The sequence below is a fragment of the Deltaproteobacteria bacterium genome, from assembly GCA_016874735.1.
Taxonomy (GTDB): Bacteria; Bdellovibrionota_B; Oligoflexia; order Oligoflexales; family CAIYRB01; genus CAIYRB01.
The window spans coordinates 13,778-36,921 of record VGTI01000039.1; the positions used below are offsets into that span (position 1 = coordinate 13,778).

At 52.3% G+C, this 23,144-nt stretch carries 21 protein-coding genes; 11 read left to right on the forward strand and 10 right to left on the reverse strand.

The genetic code is table 11. From position 1 onward, the window contains the following. Nucleotides 1-80 precede the first annotated feature (80 nt). From FJ146_14205 to FJ146_14230, 6 genes are all read left to right on the forward strand, one after another. A complete protein-coding gene (locus FJ146_14205) occupies nucleotides 81-398 on the forward strand; it encodes a hypothetical protein (protein ID MBM4253121.1) in 318 nt (105 codons plus the stop codon). A 30-nt stretch (nucleotides 399-428) separates the two neighbouring features. Next, on the forward strand, nucleotides 429-719 hold the full coding sequence (locus tag FJ146_14210) for a DUF167 domain-containing protein (protein MBM4253122.1): 291 nt from the start codon (nucleotides 429-431) through the stop codon (nucleotides 717-719). Between the two features lie 411 nt (nucleotides 720-1,130). Further along, complete coding sequence (locus FJ146_14215; GenBank protein ID MBM4253123.1) at nucleotides 1,131-1,859, forward strand: TetR/AcrR family transcriptional regulator; 729 nt, start codon at nucleotides 1,131-1,133, stop codon at nucleotides 1,857-1,859. A gap of 3 nt (nucleotides 1,860-1,862) precedes the next feature. Beyond that, complete coding sequence (locus FJ146_14220) at nucleotides 1,863-2,477, forward strand: carboxymuconolactone decarboxylase family protein (GenBank protein MBM4253124.1); 615 nt, start codon at nucleotides 1,863-1,865, stop codon at nucleotides 2,475-2,477. A 34-nt stretch (nucleotides 2,478-2,511) separates the two neighbouring features. After that, nucleotides 2,512-3,054, forward strand: a complete 543-nt coding sequence (locus FJ146_14225; GenBank protein ID MBM4253125.1) for a redoxin domain-containing protein — start codon at nucleotides 2,512-2,514, stop codon at nucleotides 3,052-3,054. 32 nt (nucleotides 3,055-3,086) lie between these two features. Next, entirely contained in the window at nucleotides 3,087-3,962 is an 876-nt protein-coding gene (locus tag FJ146_14230) for an alpha/beta fold hydrolase (protein ID MBM4253126.1), read from the forward strand. A 15-nt stretch (nucleotides 3,963-3,977) separates the two neighbouring features. Here FJ146_14230 and FJ146_14235 read toward each other — a convergent pair whose 3' ends face one another. From FJ146_14235 to FJ146_14260, 6 genes are all read right to left on the reverse strand, one after another. Then, nucleotides 3,978-5,711, reverse strand: a complete 1,734-nt coding sequence (locus FJ146_14235) for a S1 family peptidase (protein MBM4253127.1) — start codon at nucleotides 5,709-5,711, stop codon at nucleotides 3,978-3,980. Between the two features lie 79 nt (nucleotides 5,712-5,790). After that, nucleotides 5,791-6,252, reverse strand: a complete 462-nt coding sequence (locus FJ146_14240; GenBank protein MBM4253128.1) for a hypothetical protein — start codon at nucleotides 6,250-6,252, stop codon at nucleotides 5,791-5,793. Continuing rightward, complete coding sequence (locus tag FJ146_14245; GenBank protein ID MBM4253129.1) at nucleotides 6,245-6,688, reverse strand: hypothetical protein; 444 nt, start codon at nucleotides 6,686-6,688, stop codon at nucleotides 6,245-6,247. The genes FJ146_14240 and FJ146_14245 overlap by 8 nt, the downstream gene beginning before the upstream one ends. Beyond that, nucleotides 6,630-7,385 carry an ABC transporter ATP-binding protein gene (locus FJ146_14250; GenBank protein MBM4253130.1) on the reverse strand — a complete coding sequence of 252 codons (756 nt, stop codon included), beginning with the start codon at nucleotides 7,383-7,385 and terminating at the stop codon, nucleotides 6,630-6,632. Before FJ146_14250 ends, FJ146_14245 begins: the two co-directional genes overlap by 59 nt. Next, entirely contained in the window at nucleotides 7,382-8,431 is a 1,050-nt protein-coding gene (locus FJ146_14255; GenBank protein ID MBM4253131.1) for an iron ABC transporter permease, read from the reverse strand. The genes FJ146_14250 and FJ146_14255 overlap by 4 nt, the downstream gene beginning before the upstream one ends. Beyond that, complete coding sequence (locus tag FJ146_14260; protein ID MBM4253132.1) at nucleotides 8,428-9,402, reverse strand: ABC transporter substrate-binding protein; 975 nt, start codon at nucleotides 9,400-9,402, stop codon at nucleotides 8,428-8,430. The genes FJ146_14255 and FJ146_14260 overlap by 4 nt, the downstream gene beginning before the upstream one ends. A gap of 231 nt (nucleotides 9,403-9,633) precedes the next feature. On the opposite strand from FJ146_14260, the gene FJ146_14265 reads away from it, so the two are divergent. Then, nucleotides 9,634-10,917, forward strand: coding sequence for a VWA domain-containing protein (locus FJ146_14265; protein ID MBM4253133.1), 1,284 nt, complete (start codon nucleotides 9,634-9,636; stop codon nucleotides 10,915-10,917). Here FJ146_14265 and FJ146_14270 read toward each other — a convergent pair. Beyond that, the gene (locus FJ146_14270) at nucleotides 10,914-11,414 is read right to left on the reverse strand and encodes a nuclear transport factor 2 family protein (GenBank protein MBM4253134.1); all 501 of its coding nucleotides are present in this window, start codon (nucleotides 11,412-11,414) and stop codon (nucleotides 10,914-10,916) included. The genes FJ146_14265 and FJ146_14270 overlap by 4 nt on opposite strands. 6 nt (nucleotides 11,415-11,420) lie before the next feature. After that, nucleotides 11,421-12,218: a DUF1295 domain-containing protein gene (locus FJ146_14275; GenBank protein MBM4253135.1), complete on the reverse strand. Its 798-nt coding sequence runs from the start codon at nucleotides 12,216-12,218 to the stop codon at nucleotides 11,421-11,423. Nucleotides 12,219-12,324: 106 nt separating this feature from the next. Here FJ146_14275 and FJ146_14280 point away from each other — a divergent pair, with 106 nt between their 5' ends. The 4 genes from FJ146_14280 (at nucleotide 12,325) to FJ146_14295 (ending at nucleotide 16,040) form a co-directional block, all read left to right on the forward strand. Beyond that, entirely contained in the window at nucleotides 12,325-12,993 is a 669-nt protein-coding gene (locus FJ146_14280; GenBank protein MBM4253136.1) for a hypothetical protein, read from the forward strand. Between the two features lie 211 nt (nucleotides 12,994-13,204). Continuing rightward, on the forward strand, nucleotides 13,205-13,729 hold the full coding sequence (locus FJ146_14285) for a hypothetical protein (protein MBM4253137.1): 525 nt from the start codon (nucleotides 13,205-13,207) through the stop codon (nucleotides 13,727-13,729). Between the two features lie 47 nt (nucleotides 13,730-13,776). Further along, the gene (locus tag FJ146_14290; GenBank protein ID MBM4253138.1) at nucleotides 13,777-14,556 is read left to right on the forward strand and encodes a hypothetical protein; all 780 of its coding nucleotides are present in this window, start codon (nucleotides 13,777-13,779) and stop codon (nucleotides 14,554-14,556) included. Nucleotides 14,557-14,567: 11 nt separating this feature from the next. Continuing rightward, nucleotides 14,568-16,040, forward strand: coding sequence for a nicotinate phosphoribosyltransferase (locus FJ146_14295; protein ID MBM4253139.1), 1,473 nt, complete (start codon nucleotides 14,568-14,570; stop codon nucleotides 16,038-16,040). Nucleotides 16,041-16,060: 20 nt separating this feature from the next. On the opposite strand, the gene FJ146_14300 is transcribed toward FJ146_14295, so the two are convergent. Together FJ146_14300 and FJ146_14305 are read right to left on the reverse strand one after the other, a co-directional pair. Beyond that, a complete protein-coding gene (locus FJ146_14300; GenBank protein MBM4253140.1) occupies nucleotides 16,061-20,212 on the reverse strand; it encodes a hypothetical protein in 4,152 nt (1,383 codons plus the stop codon). Nucleotides 20,213-20,378: 166 nt separating this feature from the next. After that, nucleotides 20,379-22,853 (reverse strand): LamG domain-containing protein, encoded by a 2,475-nt coding sequence (locus FJ146_14305; GenBank protein ID MBM4253141.1) that lies wholly within the window; start codon nucleotides 22,851-22,853, stop codon nucleotides 20,379-20,381. Nucleotides 22,854-23,144 lie beyond the last annotated feature (291 nt).

The window sequence follows — 23,144 nt, forward strand, 5'->3', positions numbered from 1 at the left end:
CTGGGTAAGTTTATCATGGAAAGTCATCTTGACCTTGGCTGGTCACAGGCGTAAGCCTGAAGTAGGAGCGAGGTGAATTTATGAGCACTAAAAACCATAAAGATCTCATCCGGATCGCGACCTACCGAGTGTATGAAGAGGCCGAGATCGCTCGCAGCTTTCTCGCTCACCGGGGAGTGGCGGGAGTTGTGGTAGTCGACAAATCGGCCGTGATCGAGGACGAAGCAGACTTAGGTTTCGCTGCAGGCCTTTTTGATCTTCTTGTAGCACCGGCCGATGCAGCCCGGGCTGTGTTGTTACTGGGTGAGGAATGGCGCCTTGAAAGCGAAAACGCGGTGGTAGTGGACGTACCATTTGCGTCTGAGCAGCCTGAGGATCTCAACATTGAGCCGTTGTAGTTTGCTGTCTCAGCGATCTCGGGAGTACGCGTGATTCAGGCGCATGAGCAGGGATGCGTGTTGCTAGTGAGGGCGCAGCCGGGTGCAAGGCGTAGCGGTATCCAGGGCGAGTACCGCGGCATGCTTAAGATTGCAGTGTCTGCTCCTCCCGAGGATGGTCGGGCCAATGATGCTATTGTCGATGTGCTACGCGACAGCCTGTCGCTTAAGCGCTCGCAAATCGTTTTGCTGAGCGGGCAGACCAGCCGAGACAAGCGGTTCCTGATCACCGGAATAACGACCGCAGAGCTGACGGCGCGATTGAAGCCTCACGCAGGTTGAGTAATCTAAGCCGATCATTTGTTCAAACTGCGACACCTGGTCCTACACCAATTACACCACAGCATACCAGTTTCGCTGCTGCATACTGTGATACCTTCCTGCAACTACAACATGCCCTGTCGCGTGGGCTGAGGTTGTGCATCCATTGTATGGATGCATCGTGACTGTGATGCTTGTCGCTGAGTCGCGTTCCTTTGTGCGGGCAAATTTACGCATTCTAGTTGGAAACCGAGTAAAAACTCGCTTTGACTGGGTCTTGTTGGTTCTCATTAGCACAAAAAACTAACATTTTTGATTAGTTGTAATATTCAAAAAAAATTTCCCTTCCCCTAAAGTTTCCGAGCAAAAACTCCGATAAGAGCATGTGACTGCTGGTTCAGACACACCAAGCCACAAGTGGAGTTTGGTATCGTGGTGACAAAGCGCAAAATCACAAAGAACCCCGAGGAAAGCCTGGCCCGGCGTATTCAGGAGGCATGCGTCGTCACCAAGGTGACGCGTCACATTGTGAAAAAGCGCCGCTCCCATGCAACGATGCAGGTGCCTATGCAGGCACGTGCCCAGTCAACCATTGATCAGATCCTGGTATCTGCAACCAAGCTACTGCTGCGCGAGGGTTACGAATCGTTCAATACGAACCGCATCGCGGCTGAGGCAGATATCAGTGTTGCCACGCTCTACCAGTATTTTGACGATAAGACAGCGATCATCGGTAGTCTTATTGAGGGACAATCTGTGCGGCTTATCGCGGCTCTTGAGAGTTCTGTAGCTGACTATGCCCATTTGCCGATACAGGATGCGATTGCTGAGATCATATCGGTCATGTTTAAGACCTACCGCGACGAAACGCGGCTATTCGGTTTGATTCGTGATCATGTTCCATACGGCGAGCACGCGGACTTAACAGAAGCTGCTATGCAGAGAATTGTCGACATCGTGACATTTGCACTCCGCACCAGGGCGCGTGAAATCAACTTAATCGATCATCAAGCCGTCGCATTCATTATTGTCTACGCAATAGATGGGGTCATTGCTGCAGCCTTAAATAAAAAAATGAGCGACATGGAATATCAGAACCTGAGCAAAGTAGCAGCTGGGATGGTCCAAGCGCTGTTACGCTCTCAAACTGTTGAGGTATAAACTATGGGTATCTTCAAAATGTCACTTGGTCCTGTGGATCCATCTCAAGCCGAGGGCCGTACCCGCGAGCTTCTGCAGAGCGTCAAAGCCAAATATGGCATGATCGCTAATTTGCCACGGTTCATGGCGAACTCACCGGCGATGATGAGTACCTACGAGCGCGCCGAGGAAGAGTTCCAAAAAAACTCGGGATTTAACCGAAGCGAACAAGAAGTCATATTCCTAGTGATCAGTAAAGAGAACGGTTGTGACTACTGCGTTGCTGCTCATAGCATTATGGCCGACATGAAAGCGACCGTGCCACCGTCGGTAACCAATGCCATTCGTGATGATCAGCCCATACCTGATGCTAAGTATGCCGCCCTAGCTACATTTACCCGTATCATGGTCCAGAAGCGGGGATGGCCCGAAGAAGCCGAAGTTGCAGCATTTTTGAGCGCAGGTTACACCGAGCAGCACATTCTCTCAATTATTCTGGCCATTGCGATGAAGACGATGACCAACTACACCAATCACGTCTTCCAGACGCCTCTTGATAAGGTGTTTAAAGCTCGTGAGTATGCCCCATTTAAGGCGGCCACCTCCTTGGTGCAATTTGTACGCAAGATTGCGTCCTAAACTTCGCGATAACATCACTTTCATGAGGCTAACCATGAGCCGTCTTCACATTGGTGCCAACATACCCGATACGACCTTTTACACGATACAGGGGGATTCAATTACGGTTCCCTACAAGGATACCCCGCTGTTGCACATTCAGTTTCGCCGTTATGCTGGGTGTCCCATTTGTAATCTGCATATGCGTAGCGTGATGAAACGCTACGATGAGATCAAGGCGTCGGGGATTTCAGAGTTGGTGTTTTTTCACTCAAGCGCTGCTGAAATGATGCCTCATTTGGCAAATTTACCGTTTGGCTGTGTGGCTGATCCGGTCAAGACGCACTACAAATCGTTTGGCGTCGAGACTTCCCTTTGTGGTGAACTAAATCCCAAAAATATAGTGGCAGTCCTAAAGGGGCTTCAAATAATCGATCCGCGTCTTCTCCTTAAAAAACCGGAAAACGGCAGACGCGGTATGCCAGCTGACTTTTTAATCAATCGTGATGGGCTCATATTGGACTTGAAATACGGAAACTTTGCCGACGATCAGTGGTCGGTCGACGAGTTGGTTGCTAAGGCGAAGGCGGTCATTTAGCTACAAAGGCACTTGGCGAAAGGATTTTCACCATGAAGTATGCACCCGTGGTAGAAGCTTGGCGAGATCAGTCTGCCGTTCACAGCGTAGACGGCGTGGCGACTCGTGTGTGGAATCAAGGTCAGGGCGAAGCAGTGGTCTGTATCCACGGCGTACCGACCTCTGCCTACTGCTACAGAAAGTTACTGCCTGAACTTGCAAGTCTTGGCATGCGTGGCATAGCTTTTGATCTGCCTGGGCTTGGGCTTGCGGATAGGCCTGATCAGTTTGATTACAGTTGGAGTGGTCTAGGCGTGTTTGCAACGAAGCTGATTGAGAGCATGAACCTAGGCAGATTTCATTTACTGGTACATGATATCGGTGGTCCCGTGGGCTTTGGAATTCTCGAACGCCTCAGGGATCAAATTAGCTCCCTGACCGTTCTGAATACTATGACGCTACCCACTAAATTCAAGCCGCATCCGATGATGCGGATATTTACTGTACCACTAGCCGGAGAACTTAGTCTGGCAGCGCTGAATGAGCAGAGCTTCGCTTTTACCTTAAATAGTCATGGCTTCATGAACAAATTATCGCGCGATGAGTACCGTGCTTATTACCAGCTGCTAAAGGGTGACGATCATGGGCGGAGCTTTCTGCGGATCATGCGCGCTTTTGAGATGACGGAAGTTTTTGAGGATCGGATAATCCGTGCTGCTAAAGCCTATACAGGTCCGCGCCAAATCATTTGGGGGGCAGACGATCATGCGCTTCCTCTCAGTGTATACGGGGAACATGCGCGGCAGGTTTTTACATGTAATCAGATCACGACACTGCCGGCCAAGCACTTTGTGCAAGAGGACTGTTACCGCGAGATTGCCGCCAAGGTGGCTGCACAGGTGGCTAGCGCGCAGCGTCGCGCTAGTTAGCTTAAGTTAAAGCCATTAAAAGTTATTGAAATAACTGTAATTTGGCGTATCAGAGATTTGCAAAACCTGATTCGGATCGATTCTTGTGTAGCGCTCGGCAGCGCTCTTGCCGTCTGGTTTCCCGTTTTCCGCGCTGATGCCAATAAGTAGTTGCTTGCCATCACGTCTTATCGTGGTGAATGGATAAAGCGAACCATAAAACTCGCAGGACGTCGTGGGTTTGCCGATCTCATAACGGCATTCTGAGCGGATCGCATCTCTCATTTTAGATGGCATCCAGCTGTCATCGTACACAGTTAGGCTGCGCCGCGATAACTGTGGCGCAATGTCGAGGCTGAATGTTTTATCTGCTGCGTTAGGAATCAACTTACTTACAAGATAATTGTTTTTGATCGTCAAGGATGGCTTCTTAGTGCACCCGGCCTCGCTGTAAAGATGACCGACATATTCTATGCTACTGATTTGTGGATCATACATAATCACTTCGCGAAGAAACTGGTCAATCGAGGAATCTACAGGTCGATGACACTCACGTGCCCAAGTTCCACCGAGAATGCGCTCGCGCATAAAGTTCTTGGTGGAAATAGATTTACCGTTAACAGTGATCGCAGCTAAGTTTGGCAGGTCATCTAAACTATTGGTAGGTAGATCGTTGCTTTCATCGACAGTGACAGCTATGAGGCTATAGGAATGCGCAAGTGGACTAAGGTTCGTGACTCCCGTGTTTTTTAGCGTCACTCGCTCTAACTTTGTGATCCCACCAATAGCATCGAAATTGGAGAGCTTAACCCCGTCGGCCTGGATATTGGTGAGCCAGGTAATATCAGCGATCAATGAGAGATCGAATTCACGCGCGACTGTGTCATCAGGCGATAGGGTCAAAGTGGTAATAGTTGCTAGGTAGGCATAGGCTGTGTCACAGGAACCATCATCACCTGATCGTTGCATAATGGTTTTTACACTGGGGCTTTTGATTGAGTCCCTGCATTTTTTGAGAAACGATGCCGGTTCCACCGTTACATTGTTAGCAAGTGTACTTTCGATGAACGCAGTCTCGCTTGCAAGTGACGTGTAGTATGATCTAACGTCGTTGGCAGACTCACGCTTCACAAAGGCTGCGATCCCTATAACGTCGCCTTTTTTGCTTAGTAATGGTCCACCCGAGTCACCCGATCCTAAAGCTGAGCGCGTGCCATCTGGACTAGTCGCATCGGTAGCATTGGCACCAGTCTGACCTAGTAATGCAATGGCACCATTTTCAACTTTTTCAATTTGATTGGTGCCGATACGTTTGATGCCGGATCCAGCTGAGTCGGTTCCCTCAAAATACTGATTGTCTCCAAAGCCAATCAGCTGAACGGGGTCGCCCTCCGCCGCCGGATCTAGTTTAATGCTGAGCGTTTGATCGCCAACATCATCAGGAAAGAAGACAAATGCCAGATCGTGAGGAGGCATGGCGGGGCCTCCCGTATAGTCCGGATGTACCACGACATTGTTACTCGCAACATTTAGGGCGGGGACGAATATCGGAAGCTCCCGGTTGCTCACGCAGTGGGCCGCAGTGATGAGGGTGTTAGGTCTGATAAACGTGCCTGTGCATCTGCTCGTGCCGTTTCTAATTTCCACAACGGCAGGGTACTGAGTCGTACGCTTACCGTTGGTAACTTTAGGCTTGCTGCTGCCGCGTCGTAGAGCGCAGGAGGATGTGAGGGCCGCAATGATGATGGTCAGGAGGGCAGAACGAATCATGGAGCAGTCACCTAGGGATTTGTCGTTGTTAAAGGTGGATCAGGGTGAGTTATTCTCATGATCTAATCAACATAAGTAGCTACGAGATAAAGCCCTTTGCGCGGCAGTACTCTTCAGCCTTAGCAAACATCTCTATTAGTAGTGGAGCGAAATTTAGGACCTCAGTGACCACCCTGTCAGTTTCATCGATGATATATTCATGAACGATTTGGTTGCGAAGGTCTTTGAGCAGAGCGTAGTTGATTTCATCGCGAAGGATGCGCCTCTTTTTGAATCGATTAATGCGATCAAGGACACTGCCGTCGTCGGTCAACTCGATCCGGTCGATAGTGCGCATCAATTTCTGAGTTAAAAAGTCGAGAGCGCGACCATAGCGAGAGGTAAGAGCTTCTAAGCTCTCTCGTTCATCGTCGGTGAGTTGCCGTTTACCGGCCTCTTTGAGTAATGATTCTGATTTAATGGTACTTTGATTGAATACATGGACTGCTCTACGGCCCAAATCTAGGTCGATCTTTAGTTGTCTAATGATAGGATCAGTCATTTGTCGTCCAAAGTATTTTGCTTTTCTTGGAAATTAATTCGTAAAAATTGTTTTCTCGCTCACTATTAAAGTATTTATTTTCGCAGATGATCAGAATATCAAATTTTTGCTCTCCCAATCTTCTGACGAGTTCGCTGCGTAGTCTTTGTATATCTAGAAACTTATCGTTTGATGCTTCCTGGATTTCAAAAATAAGATCAATGTCTCCACCTGCTTTTTCCAAGTCACAGCGAGATCCGTATAGCCTAACTTCTCTTAGGTTCTCGCCAAGCGTAGTGACGCCAGCGGCAATAATTTGCTCAATTTCTTGTGTTGTTAATCGAACATTTTTCATAGCTATGGCCAACATAACATAATTTGCAAAGTCCCTATAATACCTAAGTCGCCGCCACTCCACTGATAAACCAACGGCCGCTAGTATGCGACGCACGGACACCAAACACTCGCTCTGCCAACCCTTCACTAAGTGCCTGATGGAGATTACCGTGACCTACCAATCGCCCCTGATGCAAGCATACGAAGTCATTTGTGAGTTCCGAGGCTAGCGCTATATCATGGAGCGATATGATGATGCCCGTGCCGCTTTTGGCCCGTGCCTTTAGGATTTCGAGCATCATGTAGCTGGTTTGTAGGTCCAAATTAGTGAGCGGCTCGTCGAGTAGTAGATAGGACGACGGTGCGACTAGAGCGCGCGCCAGCATAACGCGTTGTTTCTCGCCGCTCGATAGTTGCATAATGCTGCGGCTGGCGAGCTCGTGGGCACAAAGCCCTGTGAGTGCGGCCATAGTTAACTCGTCGTGACGGCGCGTGGGGCGTCCTTGGTGCCACGGGAAGAGGCCCATGCGCACCACTTCAAACACAGTGTAGTCGAAGGCGACTTGCGTCGTGGGGGGGAGCCACGTGCAGATCTTGCTGTGCTCGAGGGCAGTCGTACCGCGCCCCACAACCTCTCCAGTGCTTGGGCTGATGATGCCGGCCAGGACTTTGAGGAGAGTTGATTTGCCGGCACCGTTGGGGCCTATGAGCGCCGTGATTTTGCCGGGATCAAGCATGGCGCTGATCTGATCTAAGCTGCGGTGATTTGCTATGACGCAGCTGACGTCTTTGACACCAAGTGAGCGATTAGCACTCATTCTGATCCTCCTTTACTTGGACGGGCCAGCAATAGGAGGAAAAATGTCGCACCCAGGGCTGAAGTGAGGATGCTAGCTGGGAGTTCAATAGGTGCCCTGAGCCATCTTGCGGCAAGGTCAGCTGCCACTACCAATGTTGCTCCCTGCACAGCCGCAAGTGCCACGAGGCCGCGGTGACTGGCTCCAATTAGACGTCTGGCGATGTGCGGGACGATGAGTCCAACAAATGGTAAGGCGCCAGCAGCAGCCACAGCGCCTGCTACTAATATGCCTATGACCGCAATGGTATGTCGCCGTAGACGCTGAAGGTCGATGGACAGCGACTGAGCCGTGTCTTCTCCGAGGCCTAAGACGTCCAGTGCTGCAGCGACTTTGAGACCAGCGATCAGTCCCATGCTAAGCGTCACGCCAGCGATGATCACGTGCTCGTAGCCTTTGGCTGCCAGGCCCCCAATGAGGAACGATAGGGCCCGACCACTGCGTCCTGGTTCTTCCAGTGTCATCGTGATGAGGTAAGATGTCCCTGCACCTAGAAGTGCGTTAATGGCAAAACCCGAGAGCATGATATGCGTAGTTGAGCTCGTGATGGAATCCTGTGACTGTGAGCGCTTGGCAATGCCCAATGCCATGAGGGTCGTAGCGATGGCACCGGCAAATGCAGCTAAGGGCAAAAGTAACGGATTCTCGTGAGCCCAGCCGAGCATGAAGGCAATAGCTGCCGCGATACTACCGCCAGCCTCGGTGCCTAGTACCGTTGGGCTTGCCAAGTTCTCCCGGAATAAGCCCTGGGCGAGCACGCCTGCTACTGCTAGAGCGCTGCCCACAAGTGCTGCAGTCAGTGCACGCGGGATCCTCAGCTCAGTCAGGATCGTCCAAGCCATGGAGGCAGACTCGGTTGTTGCGGCTCCACCCAGGTGGTTGGTAAATCCGAGGGTAAGATCATCCCAATTTAGTACCGATCCGCCAAAAATCAAACTTGCCACCACAACGACAGCTAAGGTCACAATGCTGATGATCCAAACCGATTGTTTACGGTGTGGCATCATTTGGCCTGAGCCTCGGTGACTGGTGGTTCGTTTTTTAGAGCAGACTTGAGTTTGGCAACGGCTTTGGTGATATGCGGTGAGACTGCTGCGAGCTCAGAGTCTGGAATCACGATGATACGTCCGGCGCTCCACGCGGCAAGCTTACTAATGCCTGGTATGGCTTTGAGTTTGGCTGACTCCTCGTCACGACTGGTGTTGGGTGTACCGCCAACGACGATGAAGCTTGGGTTTAGGTTAAGTAGAGCTTCGACACTTAATTTTTGCCAGCCGTTAACGAGATCGTGAGCTGCATTGGTGGCGCCCGCTGCGGTGGAGATCGCGTCGAATAAAGTATTTCGTCCGCTAATTGTTCCATCATCGTAGATATGCAGTACGCTCGGTTGCGCTCGTGTTTTTTCCCCTTTTTCTGAGGCTAATGCGAGTGAAGATTTCATCTCGGTCACGACTTTAGCTGCAGCCTCTGGCTCGTCAATACGTTCGCCCAATGATTTAATGGTAGACTCAATCGCCTCTATGCTCACGAGATCGGTCATCATAAATTTCGCGATCTGCATACTCTGCAGCCTACTGATAATTTCGGGGCGACTAAAGCTTGCTAGGATAACGAGATCTGGTTTGAACCTCACAACCTGCTCGACGTCACCGTGAAAGCGGCCCTTGATGCCGCTCGCCATTGCGGTGATGTTGCTGTAGCGCTGATCATCAGCAAATCGCGAGACAGCCACCAATCTGGCAAGTGCCGATTGGCACGGTCGCGGCTCGCACGATGCTGCCAAGATGGCGGTGAGCATTTCGTCACTCGCCAGTGTTGCTGACAATATGCGCTGAGGCTTAGCGAGGCAAAAATTGCCGTGAAAAAAAGCCAGAAATACCAATATCCCAGCCAACCATGGGCCGACAGTGGCGGACATCGACAATTGCTGGGGAAGCCCCTGAACTCTCAATTTGTTTTGCGATTTTTGTAGCATCACTAAAATTATATGGTCCTCTCCAGAGTCGGGTCAACTGGTGCACGACGCCGGTGGCGTAGACAAAAAAAAGTTCGGCGAATTCCAGGTTTAAGACGCAAGGCGGCCCTAATTCTAAAGGCTGTCCAAGATTTAGGCGATGCAAGACTTGGTATCGGTCGATGCGTCATAGTCTTTAGCGACTTAGGTTAGCGCATCCAAGTTTAGCGGAACTGCAGCGTTTGGAGGTTAGTCATGTCCGGTCTTAAACAGTCACGCCGCCTCAATGTTCGCGATTGGTCCCTGATAGTCTTGGGTCTGGCTGGCATGGTGGCGTGTGGCGAGGGCCCCATGACCTTTAAGCGTGTGGAACAAGAGACTGCGGATAGTGCGACGCGTGGCGAGGCACTGCAAGCCACTACCCACGACACGGCTAAGGCACCCGGTGGCGCTGAAAAAGATGATAGCGGCGATGCGCGCAAAGGAAACGGTCCGCGGCAGGGTTCCGGTAGTAGGGACATCCCCGACACCGCGGGCCCGGAGGGACCTCGTGATCCTAGTGCGGTACCTGGTCTTGATACCTTGAGCATACAGTGGCGTCTACCGTGTCAGCATACCGCCTTAGACTCAGGGGCCATAGTTGGTGGCGGGCGGCATGCGGTTACTTTGGGTCAGGCATCGAAGCTCGCGGTAACCTTCAGTGGCACCGTCTGTGAACCTGCTCCGACGCCGCGCGAGATTGTGCTGGTGGTTGACGTAACGGGATCCATGGGTCCAGGAACGGGCGATGGATTCAACCACGATCCGATGCGCAATGGTTCTTGCGGACGCATGGAGGCCGTGCGCCACGTTCTCGCCAAATTGCCCGCCGATGGCTCAGCGCGCGTCAGCTTGATTACCTTTAATTCCAGAGTCACTGCCAAGTCGAGCGAGTTCCATACGAATGGGGCAACTCTATTTGCTGATTTGGAATCATCGACGCGTCGCCCGATTGCCAACGTCCTTTGTGCTGCAGACGGTGAGACAGATTACGCTGCTGCTTTGTCTACTGCAGGTAAGATGCTCGATAAGTTTGGACGGACGCATGTGCAACGAGAAATCTACTTTGTCACTGACGGTATCCCTACGGTTCGTGATGGAGTCCGCGAGGCATGGGCACTCAAGGCTGACGGTGTTATGATCGCACCGATTATGCTGATAGGTGATGAATCTATCCTGCGTGACAAGATAGCTAGCCGCGATTCTTCCGGACAGCCCTTTTTCCGCAAGGTTGCTGAAGCGAATGAACTGCCGCGAGCACTGGCGGATCTTGCAGTAAGTAAGCTGGTAAGCGTCCAGTTGAAGTACCGCGCTGTTGGCAAGTCAAACTGGGAGTCTGTTAACCTTGTAAGTAAGCTTCAGGGCTATAGCTTTGGTCTGGCGCCACTGCAGTTTGACATGACCCTTGGGGACGGCTTCGAGATGCGTCTAGAAACCCTGGACAACCGAGGGCGCAAGACGGAAGTGGAAGGTGTGTTGATGGCGAGTCCCAATCCTTAGGATTCGTGATCACCTAAACGAGCCTTAACCTTACGCGTGAGCCATCCCACGACTGGGACGTGCTCATAGACCATTTCACCTAGGTCAAAGTAATCACGGTGGTAGACCACCAAGTCACCGCGGTAACGAAACTGCGACACACCTTTAACCGTAACGGTCTCGCCGTCTTCAAGTTTGGGCGTGTTGAGATACATCGTCCAGGAGGCGAAGCCCTCGTCGCCCTGGCGTACCTGGGTCGCCAATTCAAAACGGATCTTGCTCACACCCTCATACATATGGCGGTAGTAGCTGAGGAGCTTATCCCGACCCTCAAGATGCGTGACTGGATCCTCAAAGACGCAGTCCGACGCGTAGAATTTCTCTACCATCTCTTTCATATTGGCGAGAGATGTTTGGTTGTAAAAATCGGCCACACTGAGCTGCTGAGCCACTGCAGGCGGCATTGCGGTGGTCACGTATAACAGCGCTGTGAGTGCCACAGATCTTCTGTTTATCACTTCTCGTTACTCCTTAGCTGAGCGGCGTGGTAATAGTCGCGGCCAAAACGGTGGTACCTCAGCCACGTAGGCTGCGTATCCAGGCTTACGCCTCACAAGATCGGCTTCAAGCAACGTCACACCTGAGACACGCCGCAGTAGGAATGTCATCAATGCTGGACCGACTAAGGTCCAGTAACCACCGGGGCAGGAAAGGCTGATGATACCGAAGCCCCACCACAGTAGGCTGTCGCCAAAATAATTGGGGTGGCGCGTCAGACCCCAAAGGCCACTGCGGAGCACCTGGCCACGGTTTTGCGGATTAGCCTTAAAGGTCTTGAGCTGGGCATCGCCGATGACCTCAAATCCAAGACCCAAAGCGAATACGGCGAACCCTATGATATCAAATACGGTGGGAAAGGCGTCTCCGCCGCCGCCGGCAATCACCGCTAGAGGGGTCGAGACTATCAGGAGTATCGTTGCTTGGAGGAGGTTGACGCGGAGGAAACTCTTCCAAACAAAACTGGGCCCAATTTTGTTACGCATGGCCGTGTAGCGTGGGTCCTCGCCCTGGCCACTATTACGGCGATGGAGATACCAAGATAGACGTATCCCCCAGAGGGCGACGCAGGCCAAGGTCAGGCCACTTCTAGGGTCGAGCTCTCCTGCTTGCCAGCAGTACCCTGCCATGGCTAACACAAATCCTAGACCCCACACCCGGTCGACGAAGCTGACATCATGGTGGCGGACCCCTAGGTACCAAATCACCACCATCATCAGGCCCACTGCGCCTGCGCCGGGCAATATGAGTGTCCATAGACTCATAGGGCTAAACTCCCGTTTAGTGACCGATCCATCTCAAGTACTATGGTGCGGGAATCGGGTCATGTCCAGATCGAATCGGGTCTGGATCGCTTCATTGGTGGTGGGTATGAGCTTCATCCGTTTTCTTGTGCTCATGAAGATTAAGATGATTAGTCTTCTGTACTTTCGCTTCGACGTCGCCTGGTTTGGTCCTAAGCCGGAGCGTCGTAACTGGAGCGATATTAGGCTTGCTGTGATTTTGAATCATACGAGCCTCCTTGAGCCCATATTTGCGGCAGTTTTACCGGTCGGATTTCTATGGCGTATTGCCAGTCGCGGTATGTTTCCTGCCGCCGATCTGACTATGAATCGTCCTATAGCGGGCAGATTATTTCGCATTCTGGCACCCCAGGTAATCGCGCTCACACGTAAACGCGATGAGAGCTGGCAGCAGTTTCTGGACCAGATTGATCCAAATGCCGTCATGCTCTTTCTCCCTGAGGGCCGAATGAAGCGTCCTAACGGGCTGGACAAGCACGGTAAACCCATGACAGTGCGGGGCGGTATCGTCGACGTTCTGCAGCTTCTCGGTCACGGCAAGATGCTTATCGCGGTCAGCGGTGGGCTCCATCACTTACGCTTCAGAAAGCGCCTGCAGCTTAGGCTGACTACCGTAGACATAGCTGAATACTTAAAGCAGTTCACCAGAGATGGTCAGCTTGATGGTAAGGCCATCATCAGCGATCTCGAGCAGATCCGTGACGAGCACAGTGTGCTGGCCAATAAAGCGCCGTGACGGTCTGGCGCTGGTATCAAAATGATTATTTACCCCTGCCGGTAGTACAGGTTTGAAACCGCCGGCGGGGTAGGCTAGGTTTCGCGGCGATTGAAGATAACGCACCGTAATAAATAGACTAATTGGGCTCCCTGAAGAAATGGCACGCAACTTGCTGTACGGGTTTTATCAACGATGCCTTTTCGGCTCTCCTGTGTGGTTAGGATGAGATATGAGACGCCCGAGTTTGAACAAGTTTGCCGCTACCTTAAAAAATCCCGTTTACCTCCTTAGGGCCCCAATCTCGCGGCTACTTTTTGTACTAGCCCTGACGCAAATGTCTTACGCCTCGGCTGTAAAGAAGATCCACGAACTAGGTGGCTACCTTACTTCCCTAAAAAGCTACTTGAGTGGTCTCGGTGAGCAAGGCGAGCCTTCTAACCTCGATGATCTCAGCAAATTTTTTGCTGAAGGACCGAGTCGATGCCGGTTTCCAAAGTATCGTCTGCCGGCTCCGACGCTCCCACTCCGTTTTGTCTTGGCCCCCTTAAAAGAAGCGGCAGAAGCTTTGACTGCGGCCGCACTTGAATCAGATGATTTACAAACAACCCGATCTGACTCGTTTGTGGCGGTCGTATCAATACACAGAATCATTAAAGCCAAGATTATTAATGTATCTCGTCGCAAACATATAATTCCGGTCAGTGTCACCGCTAATCTTGTGAGTTTAAATGGCAAGAGGCTAGCCACAGCGTGACCTTTGTATTGCCTCTGAACGTACCGATCTAGGCGAGGGCTTTGTCGATGCTCAAACTATTTAGCAAAAGCCAGGAAATCACATTTAAAACGACGATCTTCCCAGACAAAACCAGCCAAGTCTGGCAGGTAGATGACACTCACGGCAATGATCTTTCAAATCTGCGCGTACTTTGGCTGTTTGAGGGTGAGCATGAGCTTGCGCAGCTCTTGCAGCTTGTCTACCTTTTGCGGTCTCTCTACGGATCCCGCATTGAACTGCATGCGCCTTATTTACCCTACGCTCGCCAGGATAAGCCCGTAAGCAACAGCAGTACTTGGGCAGTTCATCTGCTAGATAAATTGATCCGTGAGGCTGGTATTGAAAAGGTGAGAGTCTTTGACCAACACTCGCAGTGCTTTTTTGAATCCGAGTCAGCTGAGTCCTTTCACAAATCGGTCATTAACCATGACCTAATTTGCTTCCCAGATAAGGGTGCGTGGCAACGCTATAATCACCTGCATGTGTCAGCATATGGATCACGTTATGTTTGGTGTGAGAAGGTGAGAGATCAACTGACTGGTGCGATCACTGCTCATACTCTCCATACGATGGGGCATCAAATAAAGGGTGCACGTATTTGCATCGTCGATGACCTATGCGACGGCGGCAGAACCTTTGTCGAGGTGGCTGCCAAACTGCGTGCTGAGCAGGTCGCGGCAGTTGATCTGGTGGTGTCCCATGGCCTGTTTTCATTGGGTAAAGATGTCCTACACAACGCTGGAATAGACACCATCTACACGACAAACTCACTGTTGCACAACCGAGACGGATTCAAAGTCTGGTGAACGGAGATTCTATGAACGCCCAATTGAGTGCCTTGTTACTTTGCGACTTCTACAAAATTAGTCATCGCGAGCAATACCCGGAGGGAACTGAAACTGTCTACTCGACGTGGACACCACGAGAGTCTCGTATCAAATCGATTGACCACGTCGTCAGCTTTGGTCTGCAGGGTTTTATCAAGGAGTATCTCGTTGATTTCTTCAACGAGCATTTTTTTCGCCTCCCTATGGCAGATGTGGTTAGGGACTACGCTCGGGTTATTAAATACACCCTTGGGCATGAGAGGCCGTACACGCAGCATATCGAGGACCTACATGATCTAGGCTATTTGCCGCTTGAAATTAAGTCGGTTGCTGAGGGGACCTTGGTTCCGATTCGAGTGCCCATGCTGACGATCAGAAACACGGATCCACGATTTTTTTGGCTGACAAACTACATTGAGACCTTGGCATCTTGCGAGCTGTGGCAGGCGTGCACTAGCGCTACGCTAGCCTTTCAATACCGTAAGATTCTAACCAAGTACGCTGAGGAAACTGGCGGCAATCTGGACCTAGTGAGTTTTCAGGGTCATGATTTTTCTATGCGGGGTATGAGTAGTCTGCACAGCTCGATGCTAAGTGGCGTCGGTCATTTACTTTCGTTTGTTGGTACTGACACGATTCCGGCAATTTACCGCGCCGAAAAATACTACAACGCCAACATTGAAACTGACCTAGTTGGCACCTCCATTCCGGCGACGGAGCATAGCGTGATGTGTGCCAACGGTCGCAGCGAAGAGGAGGTCTTCAGGAGGCTTTTAACCAAAGTATATCCAACCGGCTTTGTATCGATAGTATCCGATACATGGGATTTCTGGAACATTGTGAGTGTCGTGTTGCCGAAGATCAAAGATTTGGTGATGGCTCGCAACGGCAAAATGGTGATCAGGCCCGACAGTGGGGACCCGGTTAAAATCATTTGTGGCGACCCTGAAGCAGCTGATGAGCACGCCTGCAAGGGTCTGGTCGAGTGCCTGTGGGATATATTCGGCGGCACTTACAACACCAAAGGTTACCGTGAACTCGATCCGCATGTAGGCGCCATATATGGCGATTCTATTAATTTGGAGCGATGCGAACGTATCAGCCAACTACTCAAAGATAAGGGATTCGCCTCGACCAATATGGTTTATGGCATTGGCTCGCTGACCTATCAGCTCAACACCAGGGATACGTTTGGGTTTGCGCTTAAGTCCACTGCTTGTGTTGTTGATGGTACTGAGTATCAACTCTTTAAGGCACCAAAGACCGATAACGGTGTCAAGACGTCGCAAAGAGGTTGTGTCGCCGTGATCGACGACGGTCAAAGGCTAGTCTGCAAAGAAGGCCTAAACTTAGACGATCAAGTGACTGGTGACCTGCTTAGGCCTGTCTTTAGGGACGGTACCCTGCTCGTCGACGAGCATCTGAATACTATTAGGCGGCGACTGATGGACCGGCTTACGTGAACCTGACGAGCACAGTGTGATCACTGATAAAACGCCATGACGGTGAGGGTGCGGCCGCCGATTGGAGTTGCAGGTGATCCGCTGGTCCAACCTGGAGAGCTGTACCACATTACACCACAAGAGGCACACCACCAGTATATGTCGGCGGTATGTGCACCTGCGCTTAGATTGGCAACGGCAGAACCAGATAATTGGATGTTACAATCACCGCTGCAATATGGATGAAAGTGAGAGCCGGATCCCTGATAGTAAACACCGTCGATATTGATGATGGTACTTACATAGTCTGCACCAGGATTACTGCCCGGGGATGCGTTCATTGAATAGTGAGCGTATATTGTGGCAGGGCGATCGAGTGTAAAAGATACCGTTGAATCAGGCACTTTGGTGACCGCCGCAGTTTGAATTGTGATGTTAGTGGTCGGCGCAGATTGCCACATCCCAGCCAATACCCCACCACCCTTAATCGTGCCGTTAACGTCGAGCTTGGCAGCCGGTGTCGATGAACCAATGCCGACATTGCCGGTGGTTGTTAAAGTTCCTGTGATAGCAATGTTGTCGTTGATGCCGACCGATCCACCGCTGGTGGCGGCGCTAAAGTCCTTGACCCAAGATGCGTAGACTTTAGTGCCAGCCTTGATCAGAGTGACTAGAGTATCGCTTCCTGGAGTCACAACCACGGGGCACGCGGGATTGCAGTAGAAGGTAAGGCCAGTGCTTGCGAAAGTGTAGTTACCGCCGGTAGCGTTGGTGAGTGCTAGCGTGTAGTTGGCGCCGTCCACCATGGAATTGGCGACAAAAGTGATGGCACCGGCGGCAGCATTCGTCGATTGGATGTTGCCGCCTTTCCAGTCGATCGTGGTGGTAGTGCCCGCTACATAGGTACCAATGATCGGTCCGCCGCTTACTGTAAGGGATCCCGTCATCGTATCACCGGTTTTATTCACTTTGGTCGTGTCGATTGTGGATGCGATAGTCACAACTCCGGCAGAGTTGGTGACGTTTATCCCGGTACCTGCCGTGATCGTGCCGAGCGCATAGCCGCTTCCGTTGCCTATGAGTATTTGACCGTTCGTGGGTGTCGTCGATACACCGGTACCACCGTTAGCGACGCCAATGACGCCTGAGCCGATAGAGCTTGCTGGCAAAGACGGAATATCAGCAGCCGTTAGTGGTAGCCCTGCGGTGATACGGCCTTTGGTGTCAGTCACAACTTTGGCATAAGTCCCGGCTGTGACACCTGTCGCAGCAAGAGTAGGGTTTGGAAAGTTTCCAACCAAATCACCTCCGGCGCTGCCAGTGGGAGCGGCACCAGATACCCAAGACATGACGCCACTGCCGTTGGTGGAAAGCAATTGACCGTTGGTGCCATCGGTAGATGGCAGTGTCCAAGTGGTCGATGCACCGAGGGTGTCAGGCGATTTTAGAGCGACGAAGTTAGCACTACCGCGGTCATTCAAGACGAGTTTATTAGCTGTGGTACTGTTACCCACCACCGTGATGTTGCCTTTAACCGTTGCAGCAGAGGTTGTGACCGTACCAGTGGTATCAATAGACGCTGTACCAGTGATTAGTGAGGCCCCGCTAATTGTACCTGCATTAATAACGGGACTTGTCAGCGTCTTGTTGGTTAGCGTCTCTCCGGCAGTCTCAGTAACGACTACACCCGATGTCGGGAATGTGGCCGTGGAACTCACCCCCGTACCACCGTTAGTCGTCGCGAGTAATCCTGTGACGGCAGCGGATTGCGCTAAGTTGAGAGCAGCAAAACTGGGTACACCGCCACCTGCAGGCACGGAGAGGATTTGGTAAGCATTACCAGCCGCGGTGCTGATGAGATTGCCGGTGCCGTTCCCGAGCATCACCCCGTTACTGGTAAACGTTGTGGCACCTGTGCCGCCTTTATCGACACCAAAAACACCGGAGCCGATAATGCTGGCTGGTAGTGTGGGCACGTCGGCCACGGCCAATGGTAGCCCCGCGGTGATGCGGCCTTTGGTGTCGGTCACTACTTTGGCATAAGTCCCAGCTGTGACACCTGTCGCAGCAAGAGTGGGGTTAGGAAAGTTTCCAACCAAATCGCCACCCGCAGCACCAGTAGGTGCTAAACCCGATGTCCACCCGAGGCCTCCGCTACCGTTAGTCATGAGCACTTGTCCTGATGTGCCGTCGGTGGACGGAAGTGTCCACACTGTGGACGCGGACAAGGTGTCGGCTGCTTTAAGGGCGACAAAGTTTGTGGTGCCTTTATCGTTTAATAAAATCTTGTTTGCTAAAGTACCGTCGCCCTGAACAGTCAGATTACCGCGGACTGTGTTAGCACTTGAGGTGACTGTGCCAGCGGTATCAATGGACGTTGCGCCTGTGATGAGCGAATTGCCGCTGATCGTCCCCGCGTTAACAACGGGACTAGTCAGCGTCTTATTAGTAAGCGTTTCAGCTGCGGTCTGAGTCACGATCACGCCGGATGTGGGGAATGTGGCCGTGGAATTAACTCCCGTACCACCGTTAGTCGTCGCCAGTAGTCCTGTGACGGCCGCGGATTGCGCTAAGTTGAGAGCAGCAAAACTGGGTATACCGCCACCTGCAGGTACGGAGAGGATTTGGTAGGCGTTGCCGGCAGCAGTGCTAATGAGATTGCCGTTGCCATTGCCGAGCATCACCCCGTTACTGGTAAACGTTGTGGCACCTGTGCCGCCTTTATCGACACCAAAAACACCAGAGCCGATGATACTAGCTGGTAGTGTGGGCACGTCGGCCACGGCCAATGGTAGCCCCGCGGTGATACGACCTTTGGTGTCGGTCACAACTTTGGCATAAGTCCCAGCTGTGACACCTGTCGCAGCAAGAGTGGGGTTAGGAAAGTTTCCAACCAAATCGCCACCCGCAGCACCGGTCGGCGCTAGGCCGGACGTCCAGCCGAGTGCACCACTACCATCGGTAGATAGCACTTGGCCGGCACTACCATCAGCGGGTGGTAAGGTCCAGACGACTGAGCTGCTCAAAGTGTCGGCAGATTTCAGGGCGACGAAATTTGCGGTTCCTTTATCGCCTAAAACTAACCGACTTGCGTTTGTGCCGTTGCCGTTTAGCGTGAGGTTGCCCCCAAGCGTGGCAGACGCAGCACCGATGCTTCCGGTAGTGGTGATGTTTGTGGCACCAGTGATAAGCGAATGTCCAGCAACCGTGCCCGATGTGATGATCGCTGCTGTGAGACTTGCTGCCGTTAGGCTCTTGTTGGTGAGTGTCTGACTGGCATCCTCGGTTACGATCACGCCAGAGGTTGGGAACGTGGCTGTCGAGTTCACCCCGGTACCGCCGTTGGCCCTACCTAATAAACCAGTCCCAATCTTTGCAGCATCGAGCGTTGGGATATCAGCAGCAGTTAGTGTCGCGCCCGCAGTTATTTGGCCGTACCGATTGGTTGTAACTTTCGTATAGGTTCCAGAAGTCCCAATTTCAGCGAGAGAGATGGTCGAGGTCCCCCCGGCGTTAGTGACGACGACGCCTTCACCTGCACCGAATCCAGCAACACCCGGAGACGCGGCAACCCACTTCGCTCCGTCGAATGTCAGCACTTGCCCCAAACTTGCGGGTGCACCACTAGCTGCATCAGCACTCAGAGTAGCCAGCGAGGGACTGGCCCAACTGAACTGACCGTTTGCACCGCGCGTAAGGAACTGGTTGGGCCCAGCGTTGCTCTTTAGAGCGAGTCCTAACTGTCCGTTAGCGTCAAATGATAGCGAATTGTCTGTAGGCACGCGCAGGGCAAAAGGCACCAAGTGAAATTCTTGCCGCGGATAGGTCTTACCAGCTGCGCTCACTTCAACGAATACTGGCTCACTGCCGTTACCGAAGACAGCAGTAATCTCTGCTGGGCTGAGCTCTAACGCTACTGTAAACACACCCTGATTTAGCTTAACAGCACTCAAAATCAGATTGGGGCCTAGTCGGGTTCCGTTAGTTCCTGCGGACCAGAAGCTCACGCTCAAGTCCACCGGGCCAACGAGCGGTGCGCCGCTCTCATTGGTCAGCCGCCCAGAGTAACTCAGAGGTAAAACCTCGGCGGCACGAGCCATGGGAGCAAGGCTGGCCAGGAGGCAAAAGACCAGTGCGTGCAGCAGGTTGCGCCGCATCGACTGGAATTTTCCTGTGGTACCAGCAAGTTGCATGGCCCCTCCTCACCTGCGGCTCCAGTGTTACGCCCACTGGCTCCTACCTACGCATTCGGAGGTCCCGGTTAAAACTTAAGCACTACGGGAAATCATTTTTTTTCCTTCGTAATTACCGATCCTTGTACACGACATTAGGGGTAGAAATTTCGTACCGATTTTGACCTTAGAGGCCATATTTCGTGCGCAAATAGGCCTCGACCCTTTGTCGTTCGACCTCGGTCAGGGCGCGGTCGTAGACAATGACCTCGGCAATATCGCCGTTGAAGTAGCCGTTACTAACCGGAGTACCGTTGATGATGTGGCGTGCACTGAGGTTGAAGGTGCCGTTCGTTATGGTCGGCGGTGAGTAGGTAGTTGTCGACTGCAGGAGCTGACCGTTGCGATAGAGTGCATAATCTGAGGTGGTCGACCTGATGGTGACAATGTGCGGACCGATGCTGGTCTCGTCGGTGGGGGACACCATTGACGGTGTGCGCGTAAATCCATCCGACCCGTTCATCCAGCGCTTCACCGTGTACTCGTTGTAAACAATTGCATCGAAGGTATAACCATCGGCTGATTGCACAGTGACCGCTGCTCCACCATAGGCTGCTCCACTGGGGGTCAGTGTGCCGAGTTTAGCAACTACAAACATGGTCTTGCTAGTGATTGATCCAGTGAACGCGACCTGCATGTAGTTGGTTGAGCCATTAAATCTGACTGCTGGCCTTCCGTTAATCTGTCCCATTTTAAACGTCGGTCGATTGGCCGCAGTGCTTTGGCTTAAGTCAAAGCCGTTACCGCTTTGATCTTTCCAAGTCCAAATAGCCGTCCCGTCGGCCGTGCCAGTGAGGGTCTCGGCCTTCAGCCAAAGCCTTAAACTACTGATCGACTGCGGACCTGTAGGTGAGTGGACGCAGCGAAACCCAATACCATCCCAGGTGCGGCTTGCGAGTGAATCTAAGGCGGTTGCGAAGGGGCCAGCCATTACTCCAGTGTCGAAGCGTCCTCCGCGGCACATATAGCCACCGGTGCCGTTGGTACCTGCGTAGTATTGTCCCGCGTTTTTGTTTGAATTCCAGGTGTTGGTCCACCAACTTTGGTACGGGCTGACGGGTAAAAGGTTGTTGATGGGGGTACTGATAGTCCCAGCAAATGCTGTCAGCTCCTGTACTGTCGTGCCAGCCCCTGGTTTGTCACTGGTGTTGACGTAATCTACCCACTGCCAGAGGTTTCCACCAACGTCCCAAATGACATTGCCGCTGGCCAAATTTTGCGTGCGCCTCAAACTGAACGTGCCCGTATTTTGCCCCACGCAGTTGCTATCGACGTAGGCGTTGGTGTCGTTTGCAGATGCTGCGCAGGCCGCAGTGGTGACACTGCCGCTATTACCTCGGGAGAGCGTACCATTACCAACTACTCCACCGCTCCAGTTGCTCGGGGTGCGTGCAATATTGGTGGCGATGGTCATCCATTCTGGATTGGTGATCAGGTGGTATTCTGTCCCAAGCGCTGCGCATGCGGCTTTAGCTGCAGTAAAGCTGACGTTAACCCAAGGCGCCTGGCCAGCTTGAGCTGTCGCGATACCGCTGACGTTGGAGGCTGGGTATTTTTGGACACAGAATTCACTGGTGCCAAAGTCCGGGTCACCGGGAACCTTGACCCAGTTGCCGCCAGCCAGCCCCGTGCACTCGCCTGGAGTCCATGCGCAACGGATGCCGTAGTGCGTTCCCGCTAGGGTAGGGGTGTTATCCATCGCTGCAGTAAAAAGACCGCTTGTCAAGCTACCGCTTGGGAAGGCAGCGCCGCGATACATAGCACCACCGCTGCCATTCGGAGCGGGAAAAAACTGTCCCACCCGCTGCGTCGAATTCCAGTTATCGTTCCACCAGCTCTGCGTACTCGACACTGGAACTAATTGAGTCCGCGGCAAAGTTGCAGTCCCGGTAGCTAGCGCTGGGTCCGTAAACTCGTACCATGAATTGGTGGCTCCGGGTTTATCGCTCAGGTTTGTATAGTTGATGTTATGCATGATGTTGCCAACGAAATCCCAAATCACCCGCCCAGTTGAAAGAAACTGCGTCCGCCGATTGGCAAAGGTGCCTGCGTTGCTTGCCGTGCAGCTACTGTTCACATAGGCGTTGGCGTCGTTAGCATCGGCAGCGCAGCCAGCGGATGTGACACCGCCGATATTGCCCTGCACCAGAGTGCCGCTACCAATGGCCCCACCGCTCCAATTACTCGGCGTACGGGCGATGCTGGCTGCGATGGTCATGAACTCAGGATTAGTCAGGAGGTGATAACCGTTGCCGAGACTACTGCAGGTGCTAGCCGCCGTAGTTTGACTGATGTTTACCCAAGGTACCGTACCCGGTTGCGCCGTGGGGGCACCGCCGACATTTGAGGCTGCATACTTTTGAATACAAAAATCAGTCGTTCCGTATATGTTGTCACCAGGTACATCGACCCAGGTGCCACCGACAAGTCCCGAGCAGGATATTTTAGGGCTACGGTTCCAATTAAATGGCTTAAGCATGGCGCCTGGACCTGTCTGCCCCAAAGCATGACCCGCACCAAGCACGGTGGCAAAGCTACACGTAGTCAGCAAAGTCGTGCTGAGTGTGTTTCGTGTCCTAATGGTTAGTCGTCCCTTCCTCATAACCAAATCACCAACCTGAGTGATGCTACGACTGTTGCTAAAGTTAACCCTACAAAGGCCATCGGCAAATCAGCTGAAAACTAAATGGATGATGAATATTGCTTGTAAAATTGGGGTGTTAGGTGTGGTGAAAACAGGCGGTTCCCAGGCCGTTGTCTGCGATTTCCCTCATCTGCAAAAAAGTTTAAGTCCTTGAGGGCTGGCTCTCCAGGACCCTAGAGCGCAGGTAGCCACAGACCTGCATGATTTTGAGTTTGAAGTAATCCATGTTGCGGTAGCCAAAGGCCCGGC